This is a genomic window from Bradyrhizobium sp. BEA-2-5 (assembly GCF_032918025.1).
Taxonomy (GTDB): Bacteria; Pseudomonadota; Alphaproteobacteria; order Rhizobiales; family Xanthobacteraceae; genus Bradyrhizobium; species Bradyrhizobium pachyrhizi.
The window spans coordinates 2463895-2485113 of record NZ_CP136629.1; the positions used below are offsets into that span (position 1 = coordinate 2463895).

Below are 21219 nucleotides of genomic sequence, written 5' to 3' on the forward strand. Positions count from 1 at the left end.
GTCTCGTCGCGGCGTTCGCATGATCGGAAACGCGCGAATGTCGACGAACCGGCTGTGTTCCTTCTCCCGGAATTTCTGAACGGAATCGCAGAGCGCCATGCCGGCGATGGGGTTGTCGGCGATCCCTGATTGCTTCAGGAGATCGTCCGAAACGTCGAAACCCCTGGGAACGAAATGTCCGTCACGAAACGCTCGCATGTCCTGGTCGCAATTGCCGCCGCGTGTCTCTCTTTTGCGGCCGGCGCTGCCCGAGCGGAGGATGGCGTGCTGCGGGTCGGCATCATCACCGACATGAGCGGGCAATATTCCGACGGCAATGGCCCGGGATCGGTGATCGCGGCGCAGATGGCGGCGGAGGAAATCGGCGGCACGGTCGCCGGACGCAAGATCGAGATCATTTCGGCGGATCACCAGAACAAGCCTGATGTGGCGACCGGCATCGTGCGCAACTGGATCGACAACAAGGGTGTCGACGTGATCGCCGAAGGCGTCAATTCCGCGGTGGCGCTCGCGATCCAGACCGTGACGCGCGAACGCAAGAAGCTTTTCCTGATCTCGGGCTCCGGTTCATCCGACCTCACCGGCAAGCAATGCTCGCCGACCAGCGTGCAGTGGACTTACGACACCTACGCGTCCTCGAACGCGACGGCGAAGGCCGTGGTTGCGCGCGGCGGTACGCCCTGGTTCTTCCTGACGGCGGATTATGCGTTCGGCCAGGCGCTGGAGCGCGATGCCAGCAAGGCCGTGACATCGGCCGGCGGCAAGGTGCTGGGCGCGGTTCGCCATCCCTTCGACACCGCCGATTTCTCTTCGTTCCTGCTGCAGGCCCAATCCTCCGGCGCCAAGATCCTGGCGCTTGCCAATGCCGGTTCCGACTTCCGCAACGCGGTCTCTCAGGCCGACGAGTTCAATATCCGCGCCAGCATGCAACTCGTCGCGCTGCAGGTGACGCTCACCGATGTGCCCGCGCTTGGCCTCGCGCATGCGCACGATCTGCTGTTCACCGATTCCTTCTACTGGGATCGCACGCCGGAGACGCGCGCCTTCGCCCAGGAGTTCTTCAAGCGGCACGGCGCGATGCCGACCGCCTATCAGGCCGGCGTCAACTCGGCGCTCAGGCACTACTTCAAGGCGGTCGCCGCCACCAACTCGGTCGATTCGGAGGCCGTGATCGCGCAGATGCGCAAGACCCCGGTCAATGATTTCTTTGCCCAGAACGGCCTCGTGCGCGAGGACGGCCGGATGGTGCATGACATGTATCTGATGCGCATCAAGAAGCCGGAAGAGTCCAAGAGCAAATGGGACCTCTACGAGTATCTCGCGACGGTGCCGGGCGACCAGGCCTTCCGTCCGCTCGATGAAGGCGGCTGCCCTTACGTCGCCAAATCGCATTAGTCTCAAGAGTTTGCATCGAGCCTTCGCGTGAGTTTTTCTGGCATCATGCGCGAGTTTTGATCGATTGTCCGGTGCCGATCCTGAAGATACGTTCGTATTGAGACCAGTCTCAGTCGACAGATCATGATCGTCGCGCAGGTCGCTGCACGGTTCCGCGCGAGCTGCGGGCTTGTCGCTGAGAACGTTTCTCGTCCGCCCGGCAGGACCGGGCGCAGAAGGAGACGCAGCAACATGACGGGCGACACGGGTGTTTGGGCTGGCCAGTGCCATTGCGGTGCGGTGCGCTTCGAGGTGACGCTCAGCGACGGCTTCAATTCGATCCGCCGCTGCACTTGCTCTTACTGCCGGATGCGAGGCGCCGTCATTGCCATGGCGGAAATGAGTGGGTTCAAGTTCCTGCAGGGCGAGGACGCGCTCACAACCTACCGCTTCCATACCGGATCGGCGCAACACTTCTTCTGTTCTCGCTGCGGAATATACACGCATCATCAACGACGATCGAACCAGAACCTGTATGCCGTCAACGTGGCCTGCCTGCACGGCGTGAGCCCGTTCGATTTTCCCGAGGTGCCTGTGATGGACGGGGTCAATCATACGAACGACACCGGCAAGCCGACGCGCCGGGCAGGCACACTCCGGTTCATTCCAGCCGACTGACGATCGCTGTCGACCGATGGCCGCCCGGCCCACGCGTTGTGTGGCAATTGAATCGGGACCTATCTTCATCGTCGTCCCGGCGAAGGCCGGGACCCATAACCACCGCTGCAAATTTCTGTACAGCGGTGGAACGACGAGTCCCCCACATGATCCGCCGCGGCGTATGGGTCCCGGCCTTCGCCGGGACGACGATTGTGGATGCAGGCCGGGCCACACATGCGGTGTCGTCCCTGCTTTCGCAGGGACGACGGCTGTGGTGAAATCAAGTGAGGCGTCATCGCGACGGCCCATCACCGTGTTCACGAGGCACCATGACCAACACCATCGAGGCTTCCGACGGCGGCTACCGCTTCATGCCCGGCGTCAGCCAGTATTCCTGCGGCGTCGCTGCGCTGCCCGGCTTTGCCATCGAGCGCGTCAGGTTTGCCGAACCGGTGCCGCTGAGCGCGGGTTTTGCTGGGATAGCTGACATCCTCAAGGCCGCCGGCCGTCCGCTGACCGCATTCGCCGCCTGCGAGCTGCGCTCGCCGGCGCCGTTCACCGAGGAGGGCTTTAAGGCCTTCAACGAGATCTACATCAAGACGCTGGTCGCCTGGGGCGTGATGCGGGGCGTCAATCCGGTGGCGCGCAGCAATGTCTGTCCAAAGCTCGATCCGCCCGGCGAGCCGTCGTTCCACGCCTTCTGCTACACGGTGCCGGCCGCCAAGGACGCACCGGCAAGCTTCGTCGTGGCCGGCAGCGGCGAGTTGGTCGAGGGCAAGGCCAATTACCGCGATCATACCGTAGCCCTCGGCGACACCAGCCCGGCGGGGCTCCTGGCGAAGGCGAAATTCGTGGCTGACGAGATGGAACGCCGGATGAGCGCGTTCGGCGGCCGTTGGCAGGACACCACCGCAGTGCAGCTTTACACCGTGCACGACGCTTATCCTGTGCTGGAAAGCGAGCTCGGCCGCCGTGGCGTGCTTCGCAACGGCTTGACCTGGCATTTCGACCGGCCGCCGGTGGTTGGACTCGACTTCGAAATGGATTGCCGGCGCGTGCATCGCGAGCGGGTGGTGTGACGCGTCGGTCGCGTGACGCATCAAAAGCGCGTGTGGGTGGATGTGGAAGCGTGCGCCCTTTCTTGACACGGATCGCGCGAGCCGTTTCCCTTCGCCATCGACGTCAGCGGCTGGGTGAGCGCGGGTGCAGAACGAATCTGTGATCAGGCGGCGTGATCTGTTGGCGCTGATTGGCACCGTTGCCGGCAGTTCGGCGATGTATCACGCGATGACGAGCCTCGGCTTCGCGTCCGAATCCGCCTACAAGGGGCCGCTCAAGCTTGCAGGCGACGTGAAGGGCGCCTCGGTGCTGGTTCTCGGCGCGGGGCTTGCCGGGATGACGGCGGCGCTGGAGCTGCGCAAGGCCGGCTACAAGGTCCAGATCCTCGAATTCAACAGCCGCGCCGGCGGCCGCAACTGGTCGATCCGCGGCGGCGACAGTTTTGTCGAGCTCGGCGGCTTCAGGCAGACCAGTCAGTTCGAGCAGGGGCTCTATCTCAATCCCGGCCCGTGGCGGATTCCCTATCATCACCGAGCGCTGCTCGATTACTGCCGCCGGCTCAATGTGACGCTGGAACCCTTCATCCAGCTCAATCACAACGCCTATCTGCACGCGACGCGTGCATTCGGCGGCAAGCCGCAGCGCTTTCGCAGCATCAAGGCGGATTTCCAGGGCGGGGTCTCGGAGCTGCTCGCAAAGGTCACCCAGCAGGGCCGGCTCGACGAGACCGTCGGCAAGGAGGATCAGGAGATCCTGCTGCAGTCGCTGCGCGATTGGGGCGCGCTGGATCGCGACTACAAGTACAATGCCAACCTCGTGTCGGCCGAGTTCCGTGGGTATGCGCGCGATCCCGGCGGCGGCCTGATGGGCGATCCGCTGCCCAGCGAGCCGATCCCGCTGCAGGAGCTGCTGCGGTCGCGGATGTGGCGCTATCTGCAGACCTTTGCGCGCTACGATTTCCAGACCACCATGTTCCAGCCGGTCGGCGGCATGGACATGATCGGCAAGGCGTTCGCGCGCGAGGTCGGCGATCTCATCCGCTATGGCGCCAAGGTGACGCAAATCCAGCAGAACGGCTCCGGCGTCACCGTGAGCTATGTCGACACCGCCAGTCCATCCACGGTGCAGCAGGCCACCGCCGACTGGTGCATCTGCACCATCCCGTTGCCGATCCTGAGCCAGTTGCCGGTCGATGTCAGCGCGCCGATGAAGAGTGCGATCGACTCCGTGCCCTATGCCGCCTCGGTGAAGATCGGCCTGCAGTTCAAGCGGCGGTTCTGGGAGGAGGATGACGCGATCTACGGCGGCATCAGCTACACCGACCTGCCGATCCGGCAGATCGCTTATCCGAACTACGGCTTCAACCGCGGCGGCCGCGGCATCCTGCTCGGCGCCTACATGTATGGCGGTGCCAATTCGTTCGAGTTCACCGCGATGACGCCGGCCGAGCGGGTCGCCAGCGCGGTCGAGTTCGGCGCCGCAATCCATCCGCAGTACAGGAACGAATTCGAGAACGGCGTCGCGGTGGCCTGGCATCGCGTGCCGTTCACGCTCGGCTGCGCCGGCGAATGGACCGAGGCCACCCGGGCGCAGCATTACCGCAATCTCTGTCAGATCGACGGCCGTATCGTGCTGGCGGGCGAGCACGCCTCGCAGCTGCCGGCCTGGCAGGAGGGCGCCATCCTGTCCGCGCTCGACGTCATCTCCCGGCTGCACGAACGCGTGGTGAAGACATGATGATGCGGACCGCGACATCCGTCGTCGCCGCACTGGCGCTGCTGTCGGCGACGGCGGCCCTTGGGCAGGACAGTGGCGCGGGCAAGCGCACCTTCTCTTCGGGCTACCGCTTCGTCGAGATGACAGGCGAGGAGCTGTTCGCCAATGTGTGCCAGGGCTGCCACATGCCGGATGCGACGGGCGCGAGCGGGGCGGGCACTTACCCGTCGCTGGCCGGCAACAAGAATCTCGAGGCCGCCGGCTATCCGGTCTTCCTTGTCATCAATGGCCGCCGCGGCATGCCGGCGTTCGGCGACATGATGACCGATGGTCAGATCGCCGCCGTTGTGAATTATCTGCGGACGCACTTCAGCAACAACTATCAGGACGCGGTGACGACCAAGGATGTCCAGGACGCCCGCCGCTAGAAGCGCCGTTTCCGTCATTCCGGGGCACGGGCAAAGCCCGCGAACCCGGAATCCAGAGGTGACGTACTCGGAGTTCCGCAACTTCGAGATTCCGGGCTCGCGCGGCGCGCGCCCCGGAATGACGAAATGAACGATGTGTGCCGCACGAGCTGCGATCGAGCAATGGGGGAAATCATGAGATTAGCAACTATCGCACTGGGCGCCGCGTTGTCGGCGATGGCGACCGCCGCCTCGGCTGACGTGGTCAGGCATCCGATTCCCAACTCGACATTCCCGATCGCGCAGGCCGTGACCGTCACCGGTAACACCACGACCGTCTATGTCAGCGGCCAGGTGCCGCCGGTGATCAACAAGGACGCCGATCCGTCGAGCCCGCAGGCCTATGGCGATACCAAGGCGCAGACCGTCGGCGTGCTCAACCGCATCAAGGCCATTCTGGAAGGCCAGGGCCTCGGCATGGGCGACGTCGTCAAGATGCAGGTATTCCTGGTGCACAACGCATCCGCGCCGATGGACTTCAAAGCCTTCATGGAGGGCTACACCCAGTTCTTCGGCGGCAGCCAGCCCAACCTGCCGGCGCGCTCGGTGGTCGGCGTCGCAGCCCTCGCCAATCCCGGATTCCTGGTCGAGATCGAGGTGATCGCGGCCAAGGATTCGAAATAAGGACTGCAAATAGCGTGCGCGAAACCGCGGAGCATGCGCGCGGAAATTGAAGGGCTCGCCGTCTTGCCAAAGCGCGTGCCGGCTGTCTGAATTCGCTCCGATCAGGTGGCGGAATTCCGGGAGAGCATGATGTCGCACAAGGCTAGAGACACGGTTCGGTCGCTGCGGCTCGCGGCGGCGCTCGGTCCGGCGCTGCTGGCAACCGGTGCCGCGGCGCAGGGGCTGACGGAGCAGCAGCAATTCGCCCGCGGCATCTACCAGGAGCTGGTCGAGATCAACACGACCACCGCGACCGGCGATACCCAGAAGGCGGCGGAGGCGATGGGCGCGCGGCTCCGCGCGGCGGGCTTCCCCGAGGCCGACGTGCACGTGTTCTCGCCGGCGCCGCACAAGGGCAATCTGGTGGCGCGGCTGCACGGCTCCGGCGCGCGCAAGCCGATCCTTCTGGTTGCCCATCTCGACGTCGTCCCCGCTAACCGCGAGGACTGGTCGGTCGATCCGTTCAAGCTCACCGAGCAGGATGGCTATTTCTACGGCCGCGGCTCCAGCGACGACAAATACATGGCGTCCGCCTTCATCACCAATCTGATCCGCTACAAGAAGGAGGGCTATAAGCCCGACCGCGACATCATCGTCGCGCTCGAGACCGACGAGGAAATCCTCGATGCCAACGCTCTCGGCATGCAGTGGCTGATCAAGAACCACCGCGACCTGATCGATGCCGAGTTCGCGCTCAATGAAGGCGGCGGCGTCGGTCTCAAGAACGGCAAGGCGATCCGCAACAGCGTGCAGACCAGCGAGAAGGTCTCGATCGGCTACCAGCTCACGGTGAAGGATCGCGGCGGCCACTCATCGCTGCCGCGCAAGGACAATGCGATCTATCACCTCGCCGAAGGCCTCGTGCGGCTCTCCAATTACAGCTTCCCGATGAACCTCAACGAGACCACACGGATCTATTTCACCAAGACCGCCGAGGTCGACACGTCGCATGCCGACGACATCAGGGCGATCCTGGCGCCGCAGCCCGACCCGGCGGCGCTGGCGCGTTTGTCGGAGAATCCGGGCTATAATGCGCAGCTCCGCACCACCTGCGTCGCGACCATGCTGGAGGGCGGCCACGCCATCAACGCGCTGCCGCAGCTGGCGACAGCCAAGGTGAACTGCCGGATCCTGCCCGGCGAGCCGGTCGAGGGCGTGCAGGCGACGATCGAGCGCGTGCTCGCCGACAAGGAGATCGCGGTGGCTCCGACCGGCAAGGCCGTGCTGAGCCCGCCGTCGCCCCTGAACGAGGAGATCATGGGTTCGATCGAGAAGCTGTCGAAGGAGTTCTGGCCGGATGCGTCGATCGTTCCGGTCATGAGCACCGGCGCGACCGACGGCAGCTATCTGCGGAACGCGGGCATTCCGACCTATGGTCACTCCGGGCTGGCCGCCGATGTCGACGACAATCGCAACCATGGCAAGGACGAGCGCGTGCTCGTCAAGTCGTTCTACGAGGGCGAGGAGTATCTCTATCGCCTGGTCAAGATGCTCGCCGGCGGGAAATGATGGCTGACAGCAAGACAAGGACACGGGTTGCGGTCGCCGGCCTCGGCGCGATCGGCGCCGACGTCGTCAAGGCGCTCGATCAGGGCATCGAGGGCCTGACGCTGGTTGCGGTGTCAGCGAACAACCCGGACAAGCACCGCGGCTGGGTGGCGAAGCTCAAGTCTGCGCCGAAGCTGGTGCCGATCGAGCAACTGGCCGAGATTGCCGACATCGTGGTCGAGTGCGCGCCGAGCAAGCTGGTCCGTTCGATCGTGGCGCCGCTGGTCGAGCGCGGCAAGACCGCGGTCGTGCTCAGCGTCGGCGCGCTGCTCCAGAACGAGGACCTCGTCGATTTCGCGAAGGCCCACGGCGGCCAGATCATCGTACCGACCGGCGCACTGATCGGGCTCGATGCCGTGAACGCCGCCGCAGTCGGCACCATCCATTCGGTGAAGATGGTGACGCGCAAGCCGATCGCCGGCCTCGTCGGCGCGCCGCATCTGGTCGAGAACAACATCCAGATCGAAGGCATCACCGAGCCGCTGCGCATCTTCGAGGGCAGTGCGCGCGACGCCGCAAAGGGCTTTCCGGCCAACCTCAACGTCGCGGTGGCGCTGTCGCTCGCCGGCATCGGCCCCGACCGCACAAGGGTCGAGATCTGGGCGGATCCGACGGTGACGCGCAATACCCACCGGATCGAGGTCGATTCCGATTCCGCGCGGTTCTCAATGATGATCGAGAACATTCCCTCGGACAATCCGAAGACCGGCCGCATCACCGCGCTGTCGGTGATCGCCTGCCTGCGCAAGCTGCGCGCGTCATTGCGGATCGGCACCTGATGAAGATTGCGCCCGACGATCTCTTCCTTATCATCGACGTGCAGAACGATTTCTGCCCCGGCGGCGCGCTGGCGGTCGCGGACGGCGATGCGGTCGTGCCTGTCGTCAACCGGCTCGCCGAGCGGTTCGACCATGTCGTGCTGACCCAGGACTGGCACCCGGCGGGCCACAGCTCGTTTGCGACCTCGCATCCGGGTGCGGCGCCGTTCTCCGAGATCGCCATGCCCTATGGGCCGCAGACGCTGTGGCCGGATCATTGCATCCAGGGCACGGCCGGCGCCGCGTTCCATCCCGACCTCGCCACCGAGCGGGCCGAACTCGTGATCCGCAAGGGGTTCCGGACCGCGATCGATTCCTATTCGGCGTTCTTCGAGAACGACCGCAAGACGCCGACCGGGCTCGCCGGCTATCTGCGCGAGCGCGGCTTCAGGCGCGTCGTGATGGCCGGGCTCGCCACGGATTATTGCGTGCAGTATTCGGCGCTCGATGCGCGCCGGCTCGGCTTTGAGACCATTGTCGTACTGTCGGGCTGCCGCGCCATCGACCTCGGCGGCTCGCTCGCGGCCGCCACGACGACAATGCGCGAGGCCGGAGTGGAGCTTGTTAAGGACACCGTCTGAGCGTGGCCAAACAGGGGCAAAAACCGTTGTTTTGACTGGCTTTTTGTTCTAATCCCCAGCCGTTGATGATCACGCGCAGCGGAGCTTTCGTGTCGGGACAGGTTTTGCGGATTGGGACGCGCAAGAGCGCGATGGCGCTCGCGCAGACGGACGAGGTTGCGCGGCTGCTGCGCGCTTCGGCGCCGGACCTTGCCGTCGACATCGTCAAGTTCGAGACCCGCGGCGACCAGGACCAGACCAGCAAGCTCTTGCCGCATGGCGGCAAGGGCGGCGCCTTCGTGGCGCAGATCCGCGAAGCCATGCGTGCCGGCACCTTGCAGGCGGCGATGCATTCGCTGAAGGACGTACCGGGCAATGAGGAGACGCCGGGTCTCGTCATCGCCGCGATGCTGGCGCGCGATGCCGCCAATGACAGCCTCGTGCTGCGTCCCGGCCTGTCGCTCGACACCCTTCGCGCCGCGCGCGGCAAGGGCTTCATGATCGGCACCAACGCCGTCCGTCGCGCCGCCTATCTGCGCCGGCTGTTTCCGGAAGCGACCGTGATCCATTATCGCGGCGCCGCCGACACGCGGGTGGCCAAACTCGATCGCGGCGACAAGCAGCGGCTGCCGGGTGGCGGCGAGGTTGGGCCGGCGGATGCGCTGGTGATGGCGCGCTCGGGCCTGGAGCGCATCGGCATGACCGCGCGCATCGCGCATGATTTCTCGGTCGGCGAGATGCTGCCGGCGGTCGGTCAGGGCATTGTCGCGGTGGAATGCGTCGACACCGACTGGGCGACACGTGCGCGGCTTGCCGGGATCGACAACGTGCAGTCGCGGCTCGCCGCCGATGCCGAGCGCGAGGTGCTGTGGGTGCTCAACGGCCACTGCAATTCACCGGTCGCCGGTCACGCCACGCTTGCGGGCAGCGAGATGACGCTGCGCGCCTCCGTGCTCGACGAGGCCGGCGCCGGCTTCATCGAGGTGACGCGGCGCGGGCCGGCGGATCGGCCGCGCGAACTCGGCCGCGCCGTGGGCATGGAGCTGCTGGAGAAGGGCGCCGCCGAGATCATCGCCCGCACCCGGGTGGAGGAATAGCGCGCGCTACGCCCGAAGCGGCCAGCTGCCGATGATGCGGAAGCGTGATGCGCTGTCGGTCTGCTTGAACAGCGCGATGCGGTCGATTGCGAGCCTCGCGAGGTCGACCGCCGCGAACCGTGTGCGCAGCTGCGCCATGATCGGGCCGCGCCGCTCGTCGCTCAGCCGTCCCGTGAGCGTCATGTGGAAGCGGAATTCCTCCATCACGTAAGGGTAGCCCCAGCGGTCGAGATAATCGCGCTGCCGCTCGGTGAGTTTTTCGGGCTTGCGCCGCGCACGATCTTCCGCGGTGAGAACCGCGCGGAAGGAGTCGAATTCACGGACGCAATCGGCGGCAAGCTGCTGGAGATCATCCGAGCGGCTAGCCGGGATCACCGCGATGAAGCCGCTGATGGCATCGACCACCGGTTCGATCACCGGAATGCGCCGCGCGCGACCGGCGAAGGCGGCGCAGGCATCGAGAAGCTCAGCCTCGCTCCGACCGTCGGCGAGCGCGGTGGGCGCCTTCAGCGTGGCGTGGAATCCATACTTGCGCGGATCTTCGGTGACCTCGCGCCAGTCGGGCATGACGCCTTCGGGAAACGGCAACTCGTCGCCTGACACGGCATCGTAGCCGAGCAGCGTCGAACCGAAGCGGTGCAGCGCGCTGTCGGGTGACGGCGCATGGTAGATCGCGTAGCGCGGAGTATTGGCCATGGGACCGAGCTACGCCGCCGCAACCGTCTTGCGCGGTGCGAGCGAATGAACGAGGCAGCTCGCGTCCGCCAGATGCACCAGCCGTCCGGCCGCGATCACGGCGACAATGCGCGGTCGCAGCGGCACCTTGTCGTCGACGACGATGATGTCGGCACGGCGGCCCGCGGCGAGCACGCCGCGGTCGGCGAGCCCGGCCGCGCGGGCCGGCGCCGACGAGATCAGGTCCCAGGCCCTGGCGAGCGGCAGGATGCCGTCGGCGGCGAGGCGGAACGCGGCGAGCAGCTGTGCGGGATAATAATAGTCCGACGCCAGCACCGAGCAGAGCCCCTTGGCGATCATGTCGGATGCCCTGGTCCAGCCGGTATGACTGCCGCCGCGCACCACATTGGGCGCGCCGAACACGATGAAGTCGCCCGCCGCCGCAGCGTCGCGCGCGGTCTCCTCGTTGACGGGGAATTCGGCGATCGTGGCGCCCAGCGCGCGAAACTCCTGGCGCATCGCCGGGCTGTTGTCGTCGTGCGACAGCATGCGGATATCGGCCGCGCGCGCAGCGGCGGCCAGTCGCGCGATCGAGGCAGGCACCTCGGGGCGGCGCGCCACGACCCGGTCCAGCATGTCGTTGACGGCCTCGACGGAGAGCCCGGTGCGCTCGGCCAGCTGGTTGCGCTTCTTCGGCTTGACGTTGCTGTGGTCGTTGAAGGCGAACAGGTCGACGCGGCCCTCGGCGAGCCACTGGGCGATCTCGGCCTCGGCGTCGAGATTGTAGGTCTCGTGCCGCAGATGGAAGCGGGTGTCGGCGGCGAATTGCGGACGCTGCCGCTCGATCGCCTCCATCAGGCCGCGCGCATTGTCGGCGCTGCGCAGGCCCGGCTCCCAGGAGCAGGTCGTGGCGTGAAAGACGGTGGTGATGCCGTTGCCGATCGCCTGCCGGTCGCTGTCGATCAGCGCCACGTCGGTCGGGAAGTCGACGCCCGGGCGCGGCATCATCTGCCGCTCGAACGCATCGCCGTGCAGGTCGATGATGCCGGGCAGCACCAGGAGGCCGCTGGCATCGATGTGCAGCGCGGCGCGACCCTGCTCGGCGTCGAGCGCGCCGATGTCGCGGCCTGCGGTCCGCAGCGAGGTCTCGACCAAGGCGCCGTCAACCAGCGTGCGCCCGCCCTCGATGAAAATGTCCGTCACGATGCGGCGCTCCGTTGTTTGGCTTGTGATTGGGATACGGCCTCGGCCTCATGCTTGTCGAGGAATTCCTCGACCGCGAGCTTGCGAAAGTCGGGCAGGACGCGGCGGAGCGTCTCGTGATCCCAGTCCCACCATGCGAGCGCGGCGAGGCGGTCGGCGATCGTCTCGGAGAAGCGCCGCTTCACCGGCCGCGCCGGATTACCGGCGACGATGGTGTATGCGGGAACGTCCTTGGTCACGATCGCGCCGGCGGCGACGACAGCGCCGGTTCCGACGTTCCGGCCCGGTAACAGGATCGCACCGTGCCCGATCCAGACGTCATGGCCGATATGCACGTGATGCGCACGTCGCCAGTCGAAGAACTCGGCATCGTCGCTCTCACCCTCGAAATAGGCGCTGGAGCGGTAGGTGAAGTGCGCCTGTGTCACGCGGTGCATCGGATGGTTGCCGGGATTGATGCGCGTCATCGCCGCGATCGAGCAGAACTTTCCGATGGTGGTGTAGGTGATCTGGCTGTCGTTCACGACGTAAGAATAGTCATCCATGCTGACTTCAAGCAGGATCGTGCGCGCGCCGACCTCGGTATACTTGCCGAGCTTGCTCTCGCGCACCGACGCTGTCGGGTCGACGGTCGGCACAACCGAGAGTGTTTTTCCGGCCATCGGGGCCTCCGCAAATCTTAAAGAATCTTGGGCTTCCGGGGATGCGTGCTCGTCATCGGGGCGCTTGATGACAACATCATGACGTCGGGATGACGGCAAGGGAGCGACAAGGGAGGGGTGTGGACGATCGCCGCACCGCAGCGCTGTCGTCACATAACTGTAAAACGCCGGGGATAGCGATGGCCCAACGAGGCGCGGTTGGAGCATTACATGCTGGTGGTGGAAGGTTTGACGTGCCGTTTCGGCACGAAAGCCGCAGTCGACAACGCGTCCTTTTCGATCGCGCCGGGCAGCTTTGTCGGCGTGATCGGCCGCTCCGGTGCCGGCAAGTCGACGCTGCTGCGGATGATCAACCGTCTCGCCGATCCGACCTCCGGCCGTATCCTGTTCGACGGCCTCGACGTCACCGCGTTGCGCGGCAAGGAGCTGCGGCAGTGGCGTGCCCGTTCGGCCATGATTTTCCAGCAGTTCAACCTGGTCGGCCGGCTCGACGTGCTCACCAATGTGCTGATGGGGCGGCTGGCCCAGATTCCGTCATGGCGGTCGCTGCTGCAGGCCTGGCCCGAGCAGGACAAGGCGCTGGCGATGTCCGCACTGGAACAGTTCGACATCGCCTCGCTCGCCGCCCAGCGCGCCGATCAGCTCTCGGGCGGCCAGCAGCAGCGCGTGGCGATCGCCCGCGCATTGGTGCAGCAGCCCGATATCATTCTGGCCGACGAGCCGATCGCCTCGCTCGACCCGCGCAACACCAAGATCGTGATGGATGCGCTGCTGCGCATCAACAAGCATTTCGGCATCACCGTGCTCTGCAACCTGCATTCGCTCGATCTCGCCCGCAGCTATTGCGACCGCCTGATCGGCATGGCCGCGGGCCGCGTGGTGTTCGACGGCGCCCCCGCGGCGCTCACCGACCATATCGCCCGCGAGCTCTATGACCTCGAGGCCAATGACGTCATCGGCGCAGCACCGCTGCCCGCGCCCGACGGTGCAACTGCGCCGGCACTCGGCACCGCAGCCGCGGCCTGAGCGTCGCGCATTTTTCAATCTGGGAGGCCGGGCATTTTGCCCGGCCAACAGGTGCAACTACAACAAAAGAGGGGTAGTCATGTTCACTCGTCGCATCATTCTGGCTGGCGCCGCCGCGCTGGCATTTGCCGGTTCGGCCTCCGCGCAGGACTGGAAAGCAAAATACCCGGAGATCACTCTCGCCGTCGTTCCCGCCGAGAATGCCTCCGGCGTCACCGAGCGCTTTACGCCCTTCATCAACTATCTGTCGAAGGAGCTAGGCACGAAGGTCACGCTGCGCGTCGCCAACGACTATGCCGCCGTGATCGAAGGCCAGCGCGCCGGAAATATCCACATCGCCAGCTACGGCTCGGCCTCGTTCTCTCGCGCGCGCCTGACCGGCGTCAAGACCGACGCGTTCGCCAACGATATGAACGCCGACGGTTCGACCGGCTATTACTCGGTGTTCTTCGTCAAGGCGTCGAGCCCGTACAAGACGGTCGAGGACCTGAAAGGCAAGAATCTCGGCCTGGTCGATCCGAACTCGACGTCCGGCAACAACGTGCCGCGCTTCGAACTCAACAAGATGGGCATCGCGAACGCCGAAGGCTATTTCGGCAAGGTCGTGTTCACCGGCAGCCACGAGAACGCCGTCCTGGCGCTGTCGCAGGGAACCGTTGATGTGGCCGCCAACCAGTGGACCAACGAGGACGATTCCACGCTCGCCCAGATGCTGACCAAGGGCATGCTGAAGAATGCCGACGGCTCGGCGATGAAGAAGGATGATTTCCGCATCATCCACAAGTCGGCGCTGATCATCAACGGCCCCTATGCGTACAACACCGATCTTCCGGAGGACCTGAAGGCCGCGATCGCAAAGGCCTTCTTCGACGCCCCGACCAAGGACAAAGCCGCCTTCGACCGTCTGTCCGACGGTCAGAAGAAGGGCTTCCATCCCGCCACCACCAAGGATTGGGACGGCACCATCGAGCTGATCAAGTTCGTCGACGGTTTGCGCAAGAAGGCGAGCTGATCGCACGCCTGACGTCACGAGGGCCGGGCGTATAGCCCGGCCCTTTCCACTCAACTTCGAACCGGACTGGCACGCGTCGATGGCGACCGCCGTATCCATTCTTCCAGCGCAGCAACTGGCGACATTGGAGGACGCCTACCGCAAGTCCGTCGCACGCAAGCGGTTGAAGGCCGCGCTGGCAACGGCGGCATTCTGTGCGGTGCTGGTGATCGCGGCGTTCGGCGCCGAAGTGAACTTGCGCACCTTCTTCGCCCATTTCGGCAATTTCGTCAGCTACTTCGATCGCATCTTCACGCTCGACAATGGCCAGCGGGTCTGGACCGACCTCGGCGAATGGTTCTGGGGCTGGCACAAATGGCTGAAGCTCCTGGGCGAGACGCTGCTGATCAGCTATGTCGGCACGCTGACGGGTGCCGTGCTTGCCTTCGCGCTCAATTTCTTCGCGGCCCAGAATACGTCGCCGGGCCCGTGGGTACGTTTCACGATCCGCCGTCTGCTCGAATTCGCCCGTACCGTGCCGAGCATCGTGTTCGCGTTGATCTTCGTCATCGCCTTCGGTCTGGGACCGATGGCGGGCGTGCTGGCGATTGCCATCCATTCGACCGGCGCGCTCGGCAAACAGTTCTCCGAGATCGTCGAGAATGCCGACATGAGGCCGGTCGAAGGCGTGCGCTCGACCGGGGCAAGCTGGCTGTCCTGCATGCGCTTTGCCGTGCTGCCTCAGGTGATCGCGGGCTATGTCAGCTACGCGCTGCTGCGCTTCGAGATCAATGTGCGAGAAGCCTCGGTGATGGGCTTTGTCGGGGCCGGCGGCATCGGGATGGAGCTGATTGTTGCGATCCGCAAGTTCTACTATTCCGACGTCAGCGCGATCCTCCTGACCATCATCGTCACGGTCTTCCTCATCGACATCGGCACCGGCTGGCTGCGTGGCCGCCTGTTCGGCAAGGAGACCCGTCGATGAGCCAGATGCCGAGGCCGGACACCACGGAACTGCGCGCGAAGTACCCCGGCGTCTTCGAACGTCCCGCATCGGCACGGCTGGCGATGCCGGCCATGATCGCGGCGGCGCTCGCGATCTTCGTGTTCGGCCTGGTCGATCTCGACTTCTCGCCGTCCAGGCTGATCGCGGGCCTCGGCCAGCTCGGCTGGATCACCATGCTGATGCTTCCGCCGAATCCGGGCTCGTCGTTTCCGCTCTACATGCAGGCGCTCGGCGAGACGCTGTCGATCGCGGTGCTCGGCACCACGCTTGCCGCGGTTTTGGCGCTGCCGGTCAGCCTGCTGGCGGCGCGCAACATCATCCCCTCGAACCTGATTCGCTTCCCGGTCCGGCGCTTCCTCGATTCGATTCGCGGCGTCGATACGCTGATCTGGGCGCTGGTCTGGATCAACGTGGTCGGGCTCGGGCCGTTTGCCGGGGTGCTGGCGATCGCGGTGTCGGATTTCGGTGCGTTCGGCAAACTGTTCTCGGAGGCGATAGAGGGCGCCGACCAGAAGGAGGTCGAGGGCATCCGCGCCTCCGGCGGCAGTGCCCTGCACGAGATCCGCTTCGGCCTGATGCCGCAGGTGCTGCCCGTCATCGCCGGCCAGGTGCTCTACTACATCGAATCCAACACGCGCTCGGCCACCATCATCGGCATCGTCGGCGCCGGCGGCATCGGCCTCCAGCTCGCCGAGCAGATCCGCGTGCTGGAATGGCAGAAGGTCTCGTTCCTGATCCTGATGATCCTGGTTGCGGTGGCCGCGATCGATTTCATCTCGGGCAAGCTGCGCTTTGCGATCATCGGGCAGCGTGCGGTGGTGTAGCTTCTTCTTCGCCTCTCCCCGCGTGCGGGGAGAGGCCGGAATTTTCGCGCAAGCAAATTCCGGGTGAGGGGGACTCTCCGGGGACTCACAGCTTCCGGATTCGCGGAGACAGGCCCCTCACCCCCACGCTCTCCCCGCCAGAGCGGGGCGAGGGAGAAGTGCTCAGTCGTCAACCATTCTCGACCAGAAACTCCACGCGCTCGGCGGCGAAGCGCGAGCGCTTGGTCACCAGCGGCTGGTCCAGCATGTCGACGTCGGTTGCGTCGACCACCAGCACCGGCCGTCCCAGCGGCAGGTCGAGCCGCGCGGCGTCGGTCGCATCGACGATCGCCGCGGTGATCCGGGTCGAGGCGCGGTGGTAGTCCTTGACGCCGTAATGGCCGAGCAGCTTCGTCATCGAGCGGACGTTGGCGAATACGCTGCCGGCGTCCGGAAACCGTTCCGCCGACAGCCAGGTGGTGGACACGCAGATCGGCGTGCGGTCGGCGAGGCGGATCGCCTCGATCCGCATCAAAGGCGCGCCGGTCTTCAGTCCCAGCTCCCGCGCGAGCTCGCGATTGGCGGTGTCGCTGCTCGCATCGATCAACTGGCCGCGCGGCTCGTGGCCGCCCGCACCGACGATCTCGGAAAAACGCGTGCGCGAGCGCAGCGGATAGGCGAGCTTCTGCGCCTCGACATAGGTTCCGCTGCCGCGCTCGGCCCGCACCAGGCCGCGCTCGGCGAGCGCCGCCAGCGCGCGCCGCACGGTGTGGCGGTTGACGCGATAGGTTTCGGCGATCTCCATCTCGCCCGGCAGCTTGTCGCCGGCCGCAAAGCGGCCGTCGGCGATGCCGCGTTCGATGCCGTCGGCAACCTGCCGCCACAAGGCAACGCCGGAACTTTCCTGCATGCTCATGGCGCGGTGATACCAGAAATCTTTGGTTTGTCACGAAACAGTCATGGCGCTCCGCTATCAAGTTGTCTAGTATCATAGACAACTTGATGCAAGCAAAGTTGCCCAAAGGTTTGCCCATGAGTTCGACCGGACCAAACAGCAAACAGCTCCAGCGCAAGGCCGCGATGACGGTGCTGGCGCACGCCGCCGCTGCGGACATCGCCGGCAGGCTGGCAGCGATCGCGGTGCCCGCGCATGAGAACCTGCGCGAGCCCGAAAACGGCCTCGTCATGCTGCGCGGCCGGGTCGGCGGCGACGGCGCGCCGTTCAATCTCGGCGAGGCGACGGTGTCGCGTGCCGCGGTGCGGCTTGCGAGCGGCGAGGTTGGGTTCGGCTACACGCTCGGCCGCGACGCGCGGAAGGCGCAGATGATCGCGCTGTGCGACGCCATGGTGCAGTCGGCGGAGTTGTCCGGCGAGGTGGAGGCCAAGGTGATCGCGCCGCTGCGCGTCGCCATGAACGCCGAACGCGGCCGCAAGGCAGCGGAAACCGCCGCGACGAAGGTTGATTTCTACACCATGGTGCGCGGTGAGGGCTGAGATCATGACCACGATTGCGGAACTGCCGCCGGGCTTTGCCGACAAGGTGCTGTCGGCGCAATCGACCTTTCGCTCCGTCATGGACGCCATGGCGCGGCCGGGCAGCGTGCAGCGCGTCGCCGCGAGCGTGGGAACACCAGCCGGCATGATGCGTGGCTCGGCCGCGATCGCGCTGACGCTGTTCGATCACGACACGCCGATCTGGCTCGACGCCGCGATGTCGGCGACGCCGGACGTCGCCCGCTGGCTGAAGTTTCACGCCAGCGCGCCGGTGGTCTCCGATTCCTCGATCGCGAGCTTCGCTTTGATCGGCGATGCCGCGAGCCTGCCGGCGCTCGATTGCTTTGCGTTCGGCAGCAGCGAGTATCCTGACCGCTCGACCACGCTGATCCTGCAGGTCGACAGCCTATCGCAGGGGCCGGCCTTCGAGCTGAAAGGACCCGGCATCGACGGCAGCGCCGTGCTGCAGGCGATGCTCAAGCCGCGCGACCTGTTCCAGCGGCTTGTGATCAACGAAGCCCTGTTCCCGCGCGGCATCGATGTCGTGCTGGTCCATGACGATGCCATTGTGGCGATCCCGCGCACCACGCGGCTGATCGCAAGCGGAGTGTAAGCGATGTATGTCGCAGTCAAGGGCGGTGAACGCGCCATCGAGAACGCCCATCGCCTGCTCGCGCATAAGCGGCGCGGCGACCGCGACGTGCCCGAGGTGACGCTGGCACAGATCTCGGAGCAGCTCGGCCTCGCCGTCGACCGCGTCATGAGCGAAGGCTCGCTCTACGATCGCGAGCTCGCGGCGCTGGCGATCAAGCAGGCGCGCGGCGATCTGATCGAGGCGATCTTCCTGGTTCGCGCCTTCCGCGCCACCCTGCCGCGCTTCGGCGCCAGCGAGCCGGTCGACACCGGCGCCATGCGGGTGCAACGGCGTGTGTCCTCGACCTTCAAGGACATTCCCGGCGGGCAGATCCTCGGACCGACCTTCGACTATACCCATCGCCTGCTCGACCCGCAGCTCGCGGAAGGCTTTGTGCCGGAGCAGCCGGCAACCGCGGACGCCTCGCAGGCCGCCACGCCGCGGGTCACCGACATTCTCGGCCGCGATGGCCTGATCGAATCCTCACCGCAGGCAGATAGCAACACGCCGGTCGGCGATCTCACCCGCGAGCCGCTGAACTTCCCGGCGGATCGCGACCTGCGCCTGCAGAACCTGGCGCGCGGCGACGAAGGCTTCCTGCTGGCGATGGGCTATTCCACCCAGCGCGGCTATGGCCGCAACCATCCCTTCGCCGGCGAGATCCGCTTCGGCGAGGTCGAGGTCGAATTCATCGCGGAAGACGCCGGCTTCGCCGTGCCGCTCGGCTCGATCGAGCTGACCGAGTGCCAGATGGTCAACCAGTTCAAGGGTTCTGCGACCGAAGCGCCGTGCTTCACTCGCGGCTACGGCCTTGCCTTCGGCCAGAGCGAGCGCAAGACCATGTCGATGGCGCTGGTCGATCGCGCACTGCGTGCCCGCGAGCTCGGCGAGGAGGCACTCGCACCCGCGCAGGACGAGGAGTTCGTGATGTCGCATTCGGACAACGTCCAGGCGACAGGCTTCGTCGAGCATCTGAAGCTGCCGCATTATGTGGATTTCCAGTCCGAGCTCGGCCTGCTGCGCAAGCTGCGGCAGGAGTTCGCGGATGCCAATGCGCCTGATGCCATGAAGGAAGCCGCGGAATGAACGCGCCCGCCTACAATTTCGCCTATCTCGACGAGCAGACCAAGCGGATGATCCGCCGTGCGATCCTGAAGGCGATCGCCATTCCCGGCTACCAGGTGCCGTTCGCCAGCCGCGAGATGCCGATGCCCTATGGCTGGGGCACCGGCGGCGTGCAGGTCACCGCCGCGATCCTCGGTCCCCAAGACGTGCTCAAGGTGATCGACCAGGGCTCCGACGACACCACCAACGCGATCTCGATCCGAAAGTTCTTCGCCAAGACCGCCGGCGTTGCGACGACGACCGCGACGGCGGAGGCGACGGTGATCCAGACCCGTCACCGCATCCCGGAGACGGCGCTCAGGGAAAACCAGGTGCTGGTCTATCAGGTGCCGATCCCTGAGCCGTTGCGTTTCCTCGAGCCGCGCGAGACCGAGACGCGGCGCATGCACGCGCTCGCCGAGTACGGCCTGATGCACGTGAAGCTCTACGAGGACATTGCCCGCTTCGGCCATATCGCGACCGCCTACGCCTATCCGGTGAAGGTGAACGCGCGCTACGTGATGGATCCGTCCCCGACGCCGAAGTTCGACAATCCCAAGATGGACAATTCTCCCGCGCTGCAATTGTTCGGCGCCGGCCGCGAGAAGCGCATCTACGCGATCCCGCCCTATACGCAGGTGGTCTCGCTCGATTTCGAGGATCACCCGTTCGAGCCCTACCGTTTCAACGCGCCCTGCGCGCTCTGCGGCGCGGAAAATTCCTATCTCGATGAGATCGTCACCGACGACAGGGGCGGGCGGATGTTCGTCTGCTCGGACACCGATTATTGCGAGGGCCGCCAGGCCGCCGGCCATCACGGCACCGAGAGCGCAGCGCCGCACAAGGAGAAGGCGCATGTCTGAGCTCTCGAGCCTCGAGAACGACGAGCCGCTGCTGCTGGCCGAGGGGCTTGCCAAGAATTACGGCCGGCTGGCGGCCTGCCGCGACGTCTCCTTCGCGCTCTATCCCGGCGAGGTGCTGGCGATCGTCGGCGAGTCCGGCTCGGGCAAGTCGACGCTTCTGCAGATGCTGTCGGGCCAGCTGGCACCGAGCGCCGGCCATGTGTCCTACCGGATGCGCGACGGCGTGCTGCGCAATCTCGCTGAACTCGGTGAAGCCGAGCGGCGCTTCCTGTTCCGCACCGATTGGGGTTTTGTGCACCAGGACCCCGCGCAGGGTCTGCGCATGGCGGTCTCGGCCGGTGCCAATGTCGGCGAGCGGCTGATGGCGGTGGGGTGGAACCACTACGGCCGCATCCGCGAGACCGCGTCGACCTGGCTGGAGCGGGTCGAGATCGATACCGGCCGCATCGACGACGCGCCGAAGACCTATTCCGGCGGCATGCGGCAGCGTCTTCAGATCGCCCGCAACCTCGTCACCGAGCCGCGGCTGGTGTTCATGGACGAGCCGACCGGCGGCCTCGACGTGTCGGTGCAGGCGCGCCTGCTCGATCTCGTGCGCAGTCTCGTCGCCGAGCTGCATCTCGCTGTCATCATCGTCACCCACGATCTCGCGGTCGCGCGCCTCCTGTCGCATCGCGTGATGGTGATGAAGGGCGGCCGCGTCATCGAGACCGGTCTCACCGACCAGGTGCTCGACGATCCCCGCGAACCCTATACGCAACTCCTCGTCTCCTCGATTCTCCCGCCATGAGCTTTT

Annotated in this window: 23 protein-coding genes; 19 read left to right on the forward strand and 4 right to left on the reverse strand. The window is 65.7% G+C overall.

Annotated elements, in window-relative coordinates; genetic code table 11:
* Positions 1 to 174: 174 nt before the first annotated feature.
* The 10 genes from RX327_RS11520 (at position 175) to hemC (ending at position 9962) form a co-directional block, all read left to right on the forward strand.
* Complete coding sequence (locus RX327_RS11520; protein ID WP_050387870.1) at positions 175 to 1395, forward strand: ABC transporter substrate-binding protein; 1221 nt, start codon at positions 175 to 177, stop codon at positions 1393 to 1395.
* Positions 1396 to 1626: 231 nt separating this feature from the next.
* Positions 1627 to 2052, forward strand: a complete 426-nt coding sequence (locus RX327_RS11525) for a GFA family protein (RefSeq protein WP_317250300.1) — start codon at positions 1627 to 1629, stop codon at positions 2050 to 2052.
* A gap of 311 nt (positions 2053 to 2363) precedes the next feature.
* Positions 2364 to 3113 (forward strand): hypothetical protein, encoded by a 750-nt coding sequence (locus RX327_RS11530; protein WP_317250301.1) that lies wholly within the window; start codon positions 2364 to 2366, stop codon positions 3111 to 3113.
* A gap of 124 nt (positions 3114 to 3237) precedes the next feature.
* Positions 3238 to 4830, forward strand: a complete 1593-nt coding sequence (locus RX327_RS11535; RefSeq protein ID WP_082190828.1) for an NAD(P)/FAD-dependent oxidoreductase — start codon at positions 3238 to 3240, stop codon at positions 4828 to 4830.
* Positions 4830 to 5237, forward strand: coding sequence for a c-type cytochrome (locus RX327_RS11540; RefSeq protein WP_028334553.1), 408 nt, complete (start codon positions 4830 to 4832; stop codon positions 5235 to 5237). Before RX327_RS11535 ends, RX327_RS11540 begins: the two co-directional genes overlap by 1 nt.
* Positions 5238 to 5411: 174 nt before the next feature.
* A complete protein-coding gene (locus RX327_RS11545; RefSeq protein WP_028334552.1) occupies positions 5412 to 5900 on the forward strand; it encodes a Rid family hydrolase in 489 nt (162 codons plus the stop codon).
* Between the two features lie 129 nt (positions 5901 to 6029).
* A complete protein-coding gene (locus RX327_RS11550) occupies positions 6030 to 7448 on the forward strand; it encodes a M20/M25/M40 family metallo-hydrolase (RefSeq protein ID WP_244482668.1) in 1419 nt (472 codons plus the stop codon).
* Complete coding sequence (locus tag RX327_RS11555; protein WP_317250302.1) at positions 7448 to 8266, forward strand: aspartate dehydrogenase; 819 nt, start codon at positions 7448 to 7450, stop codon at positions 8264 to 8266. Before RX327_RS11550 ends, RX327_RS11555 begins: the two co-directional genes overlap by 1 nt.
* The gene (gene pncA / locus RX327_RS11560) at positions 8266 to 8886 is read left to right on the forward strand and encodes a bifunctional nicotinamidase/pyrazinamidase (RefSeq protein WP_050387866.1); all 621 of its coding nucleotides are present in this window, start codon (positions 8266 to 8268) and stop codon (positions 8884 to 8886) included. Before RX327_RS11555 ends, pncA begins: the two co-directional genes overlap by 1 nt.
* 65 nt (positions 8887 to 8951) lie before the next feature.
* Positions 8952 to 9962: a hydroxymethylbilane synthase gene (hemC, locus tag RX327_RS11565; RefSeq protein ID WP_317250303.1), complete on the forward strand. Its 1011-nt coding sequence runs from the start codon at positions 8952 to 8954 to the stop codon at positions 9960 to 9962.
* Between the two features lie 6 nt (positions 9963 to 9968).
* Here the strand turns inward: hemC and RX327_RS11570 are convergent, their stop codons facing one another.
* From RX327_RS11570 to RX327_RS11580, 3 genes are read right to left on the reverse strand one after another with little or no spacing between them, the layout of a single operon-like run.
* Positions 9969 to 10658 (reverse strand): DUF1045 domain-containing protein, encoded by a 690-nt coding sequence (locus RX327_RS11570; RefSeq protein ID WP_317250304.1) that lies wholly within the window; start codon positions 10656 to 10658, stop codon positions 9969 to 9971.
* A gap of 9 nt (positions 10659 to 10667) precedes the next feature.
* Positions 10668 to 11840, reverse strand: coding sequence for an alpha-D-ribose 1-methylphosphonate 5-triphosphate diphosphatase (locus RX327_RS11575; RefSeq protein WP_317250305.1), 1173 nt, complete (start codon positions 11838 to 11840; stop codon positions 10668 to 10670).
* A complete protein-coding gene (locus tag RX327_RS11580; protein WP_317250307.1) occupies positions 11837 to 12502 on the reverse strand; it encodes a chloramphenicol acetyltransferase in 666 nt (221 codons plus the stop codon). Before RX327_RS11580 ends, RX327_RS11575 begins: the two co-directional genes overlap by 4 nt.
* A gap of 210 nt (positions 12503 to 12712) precedes the next feature.
* Here RX327_RS11580 and phnC point away from each other — a divergent pair, with 210 nt between their 5' ends.
* The 4 genes from phnC to phnE (RX327_RS11600) all read left to right on the forward strand — a co-directional run bounded on the left by phnC (position 12713) and on the right by phnE (RX327_RS11600) (position 16349).
* Positions 12713 to 13528 carry a phosphonate ABC transporter ATP-binding protein gene (gene phnC, locus RX327_RS11585; protein ID WP_317250308.1) on the forward strand — a complete coding sequence of 272 codons (816 nt, stop codon included), beginning with the start codon at positions 12713 to 12715 and terminating at the stop codon, positions 13526 to 13528.
* 79 nt (positions 13529 to 13607) lie between these two features.
* Positions 13608 to 14540, forward strand: a complete 933-nt coding sequence (phnD, locus tag RX327_RS11590) for a phosphonate ABC transporter substrate-binding protein (RefSeq protein ID WP_317250309.1) — start codon at positions 13608 to 13610, stop codon at positions 14538 to 14540.
* 79 nt (positions 14541 to 14619) lie between these two features.
* Positions 14620 to 15504: a phosphonate ABC transporter, permease protein PhnE gene (phnE, locus tag RX327_RS11595; protein ID WP_317250310.1), complete on the forward strand. Its 885-nt coding sequence runs from the start codon at positions 14620 to 14622 to the stop codon at positions 15502 to 15504.
* Positions 15501 to 16349, forward strand: a complete 849-nt coding sequence (phnE, locus tag RX327_RS11600; protein WP_317250311.1) for a phosphonate ABC transporter, permease protein PhnE — start codon at positions 15501 to 15503, stop codon at positions 16347 to 16349. The genes phnE (RX327_RS11595) and phnE (RX327_RS11600) overlap by 4 nt, the downstream gene beginning before the upstream one ends.
* A 169-nt stretch (positions 16350 to 16518) precedes the next feature.
* Here phnE (RX327_RS11600) and phnF read toward each other — a convergent pair whose 3' ends face one another.
* Complete coding sequence (gene phnF / locus RX327_RS11605; RefSeq protein WP_317250312.1) at positions 16519 to 17244, reverse strand: phosphonate metabolism transcriptional regulator PhnF; 726 nt, start codon at positions 17242 to 17244, stop codon at positions 16519 to 16521.
* Positions 17245 to 17360: 116 nt separating this feature from the next.
* Between phnF and phnG the strand changes: the two genes are divergently transcribed.
* Genes phnG through phnK form a run of 5 tightly spaced genes read left to right on the forward strand, consistent with a single transcriptional unit; the run spans position 17361 to position 21213 of the window.
* Entirely contained in the window at positions 17361 to 17822 is a 462-nt protein-coding gene (phnG, locus tag RX327_RS11610; RefSeq protein WP_317250313.1) for a phosphonate C-P lyase system protein PhnG, read from the forward strand.
* 4 nt (positions 17823 to 17826) lie between these two features.
* A complete protein-coding gene (gene phnH, locus RX327_RS11615) occupies positions 17827 to 18435 on the forward strand; it encodes a phosphonate C-P lyase system protein PhnH (protein ID WP_317250314.1) in 609 nt (202 codons plus the stop codon).
* A 3-nt stretch (positions 18436 to 18438) separates the two neighbouring features.
* Positions 18439 to 19542 (forward strand): carbon-phosphorus lyase complex subunit PhnI, encoded by a 1104-nt coding sequence (locus RX327_RS11620; protein WP_317250315.1) that lies wholly within the window; start codon positions 18439 to 18441, stop codon positions 19540 to 19542.
* Positions 19539 to 20423, forward strand: coding sequence for an alpha-D-ribose 1-methylphosphonate 5-phosphate C-P-lyase PhnJ (locus RX327_RS11625; protein WP_317250316.1), 885 nt, complete (start codon positions 19539 to 19541; stop codon positions 20421 to 20423). The genes RX327_RS11620 and RX327_RS11625 overlap by 4 nt, the downstream gene beginning before the upstream one ends.
* The gene (phnK, locus tag RX327_RS11630; RefSeq protein WP_317250317.1) at positions 20416 to 21213 is read left to right on the forward strand and encodes a phosphonate C-P lyase system protein PhnK; all 798 of its coding nucleotides are present in this window, start codon (positions 20416 to 20418) and stop codon (positions 21211 to 21213) included. Before RX327_RS11625 ends, phnK begins: the two co-directional genes overlap by 8 nt.
* Positions 21214 to 21219 lie beyond the last annotated feature (6 nt).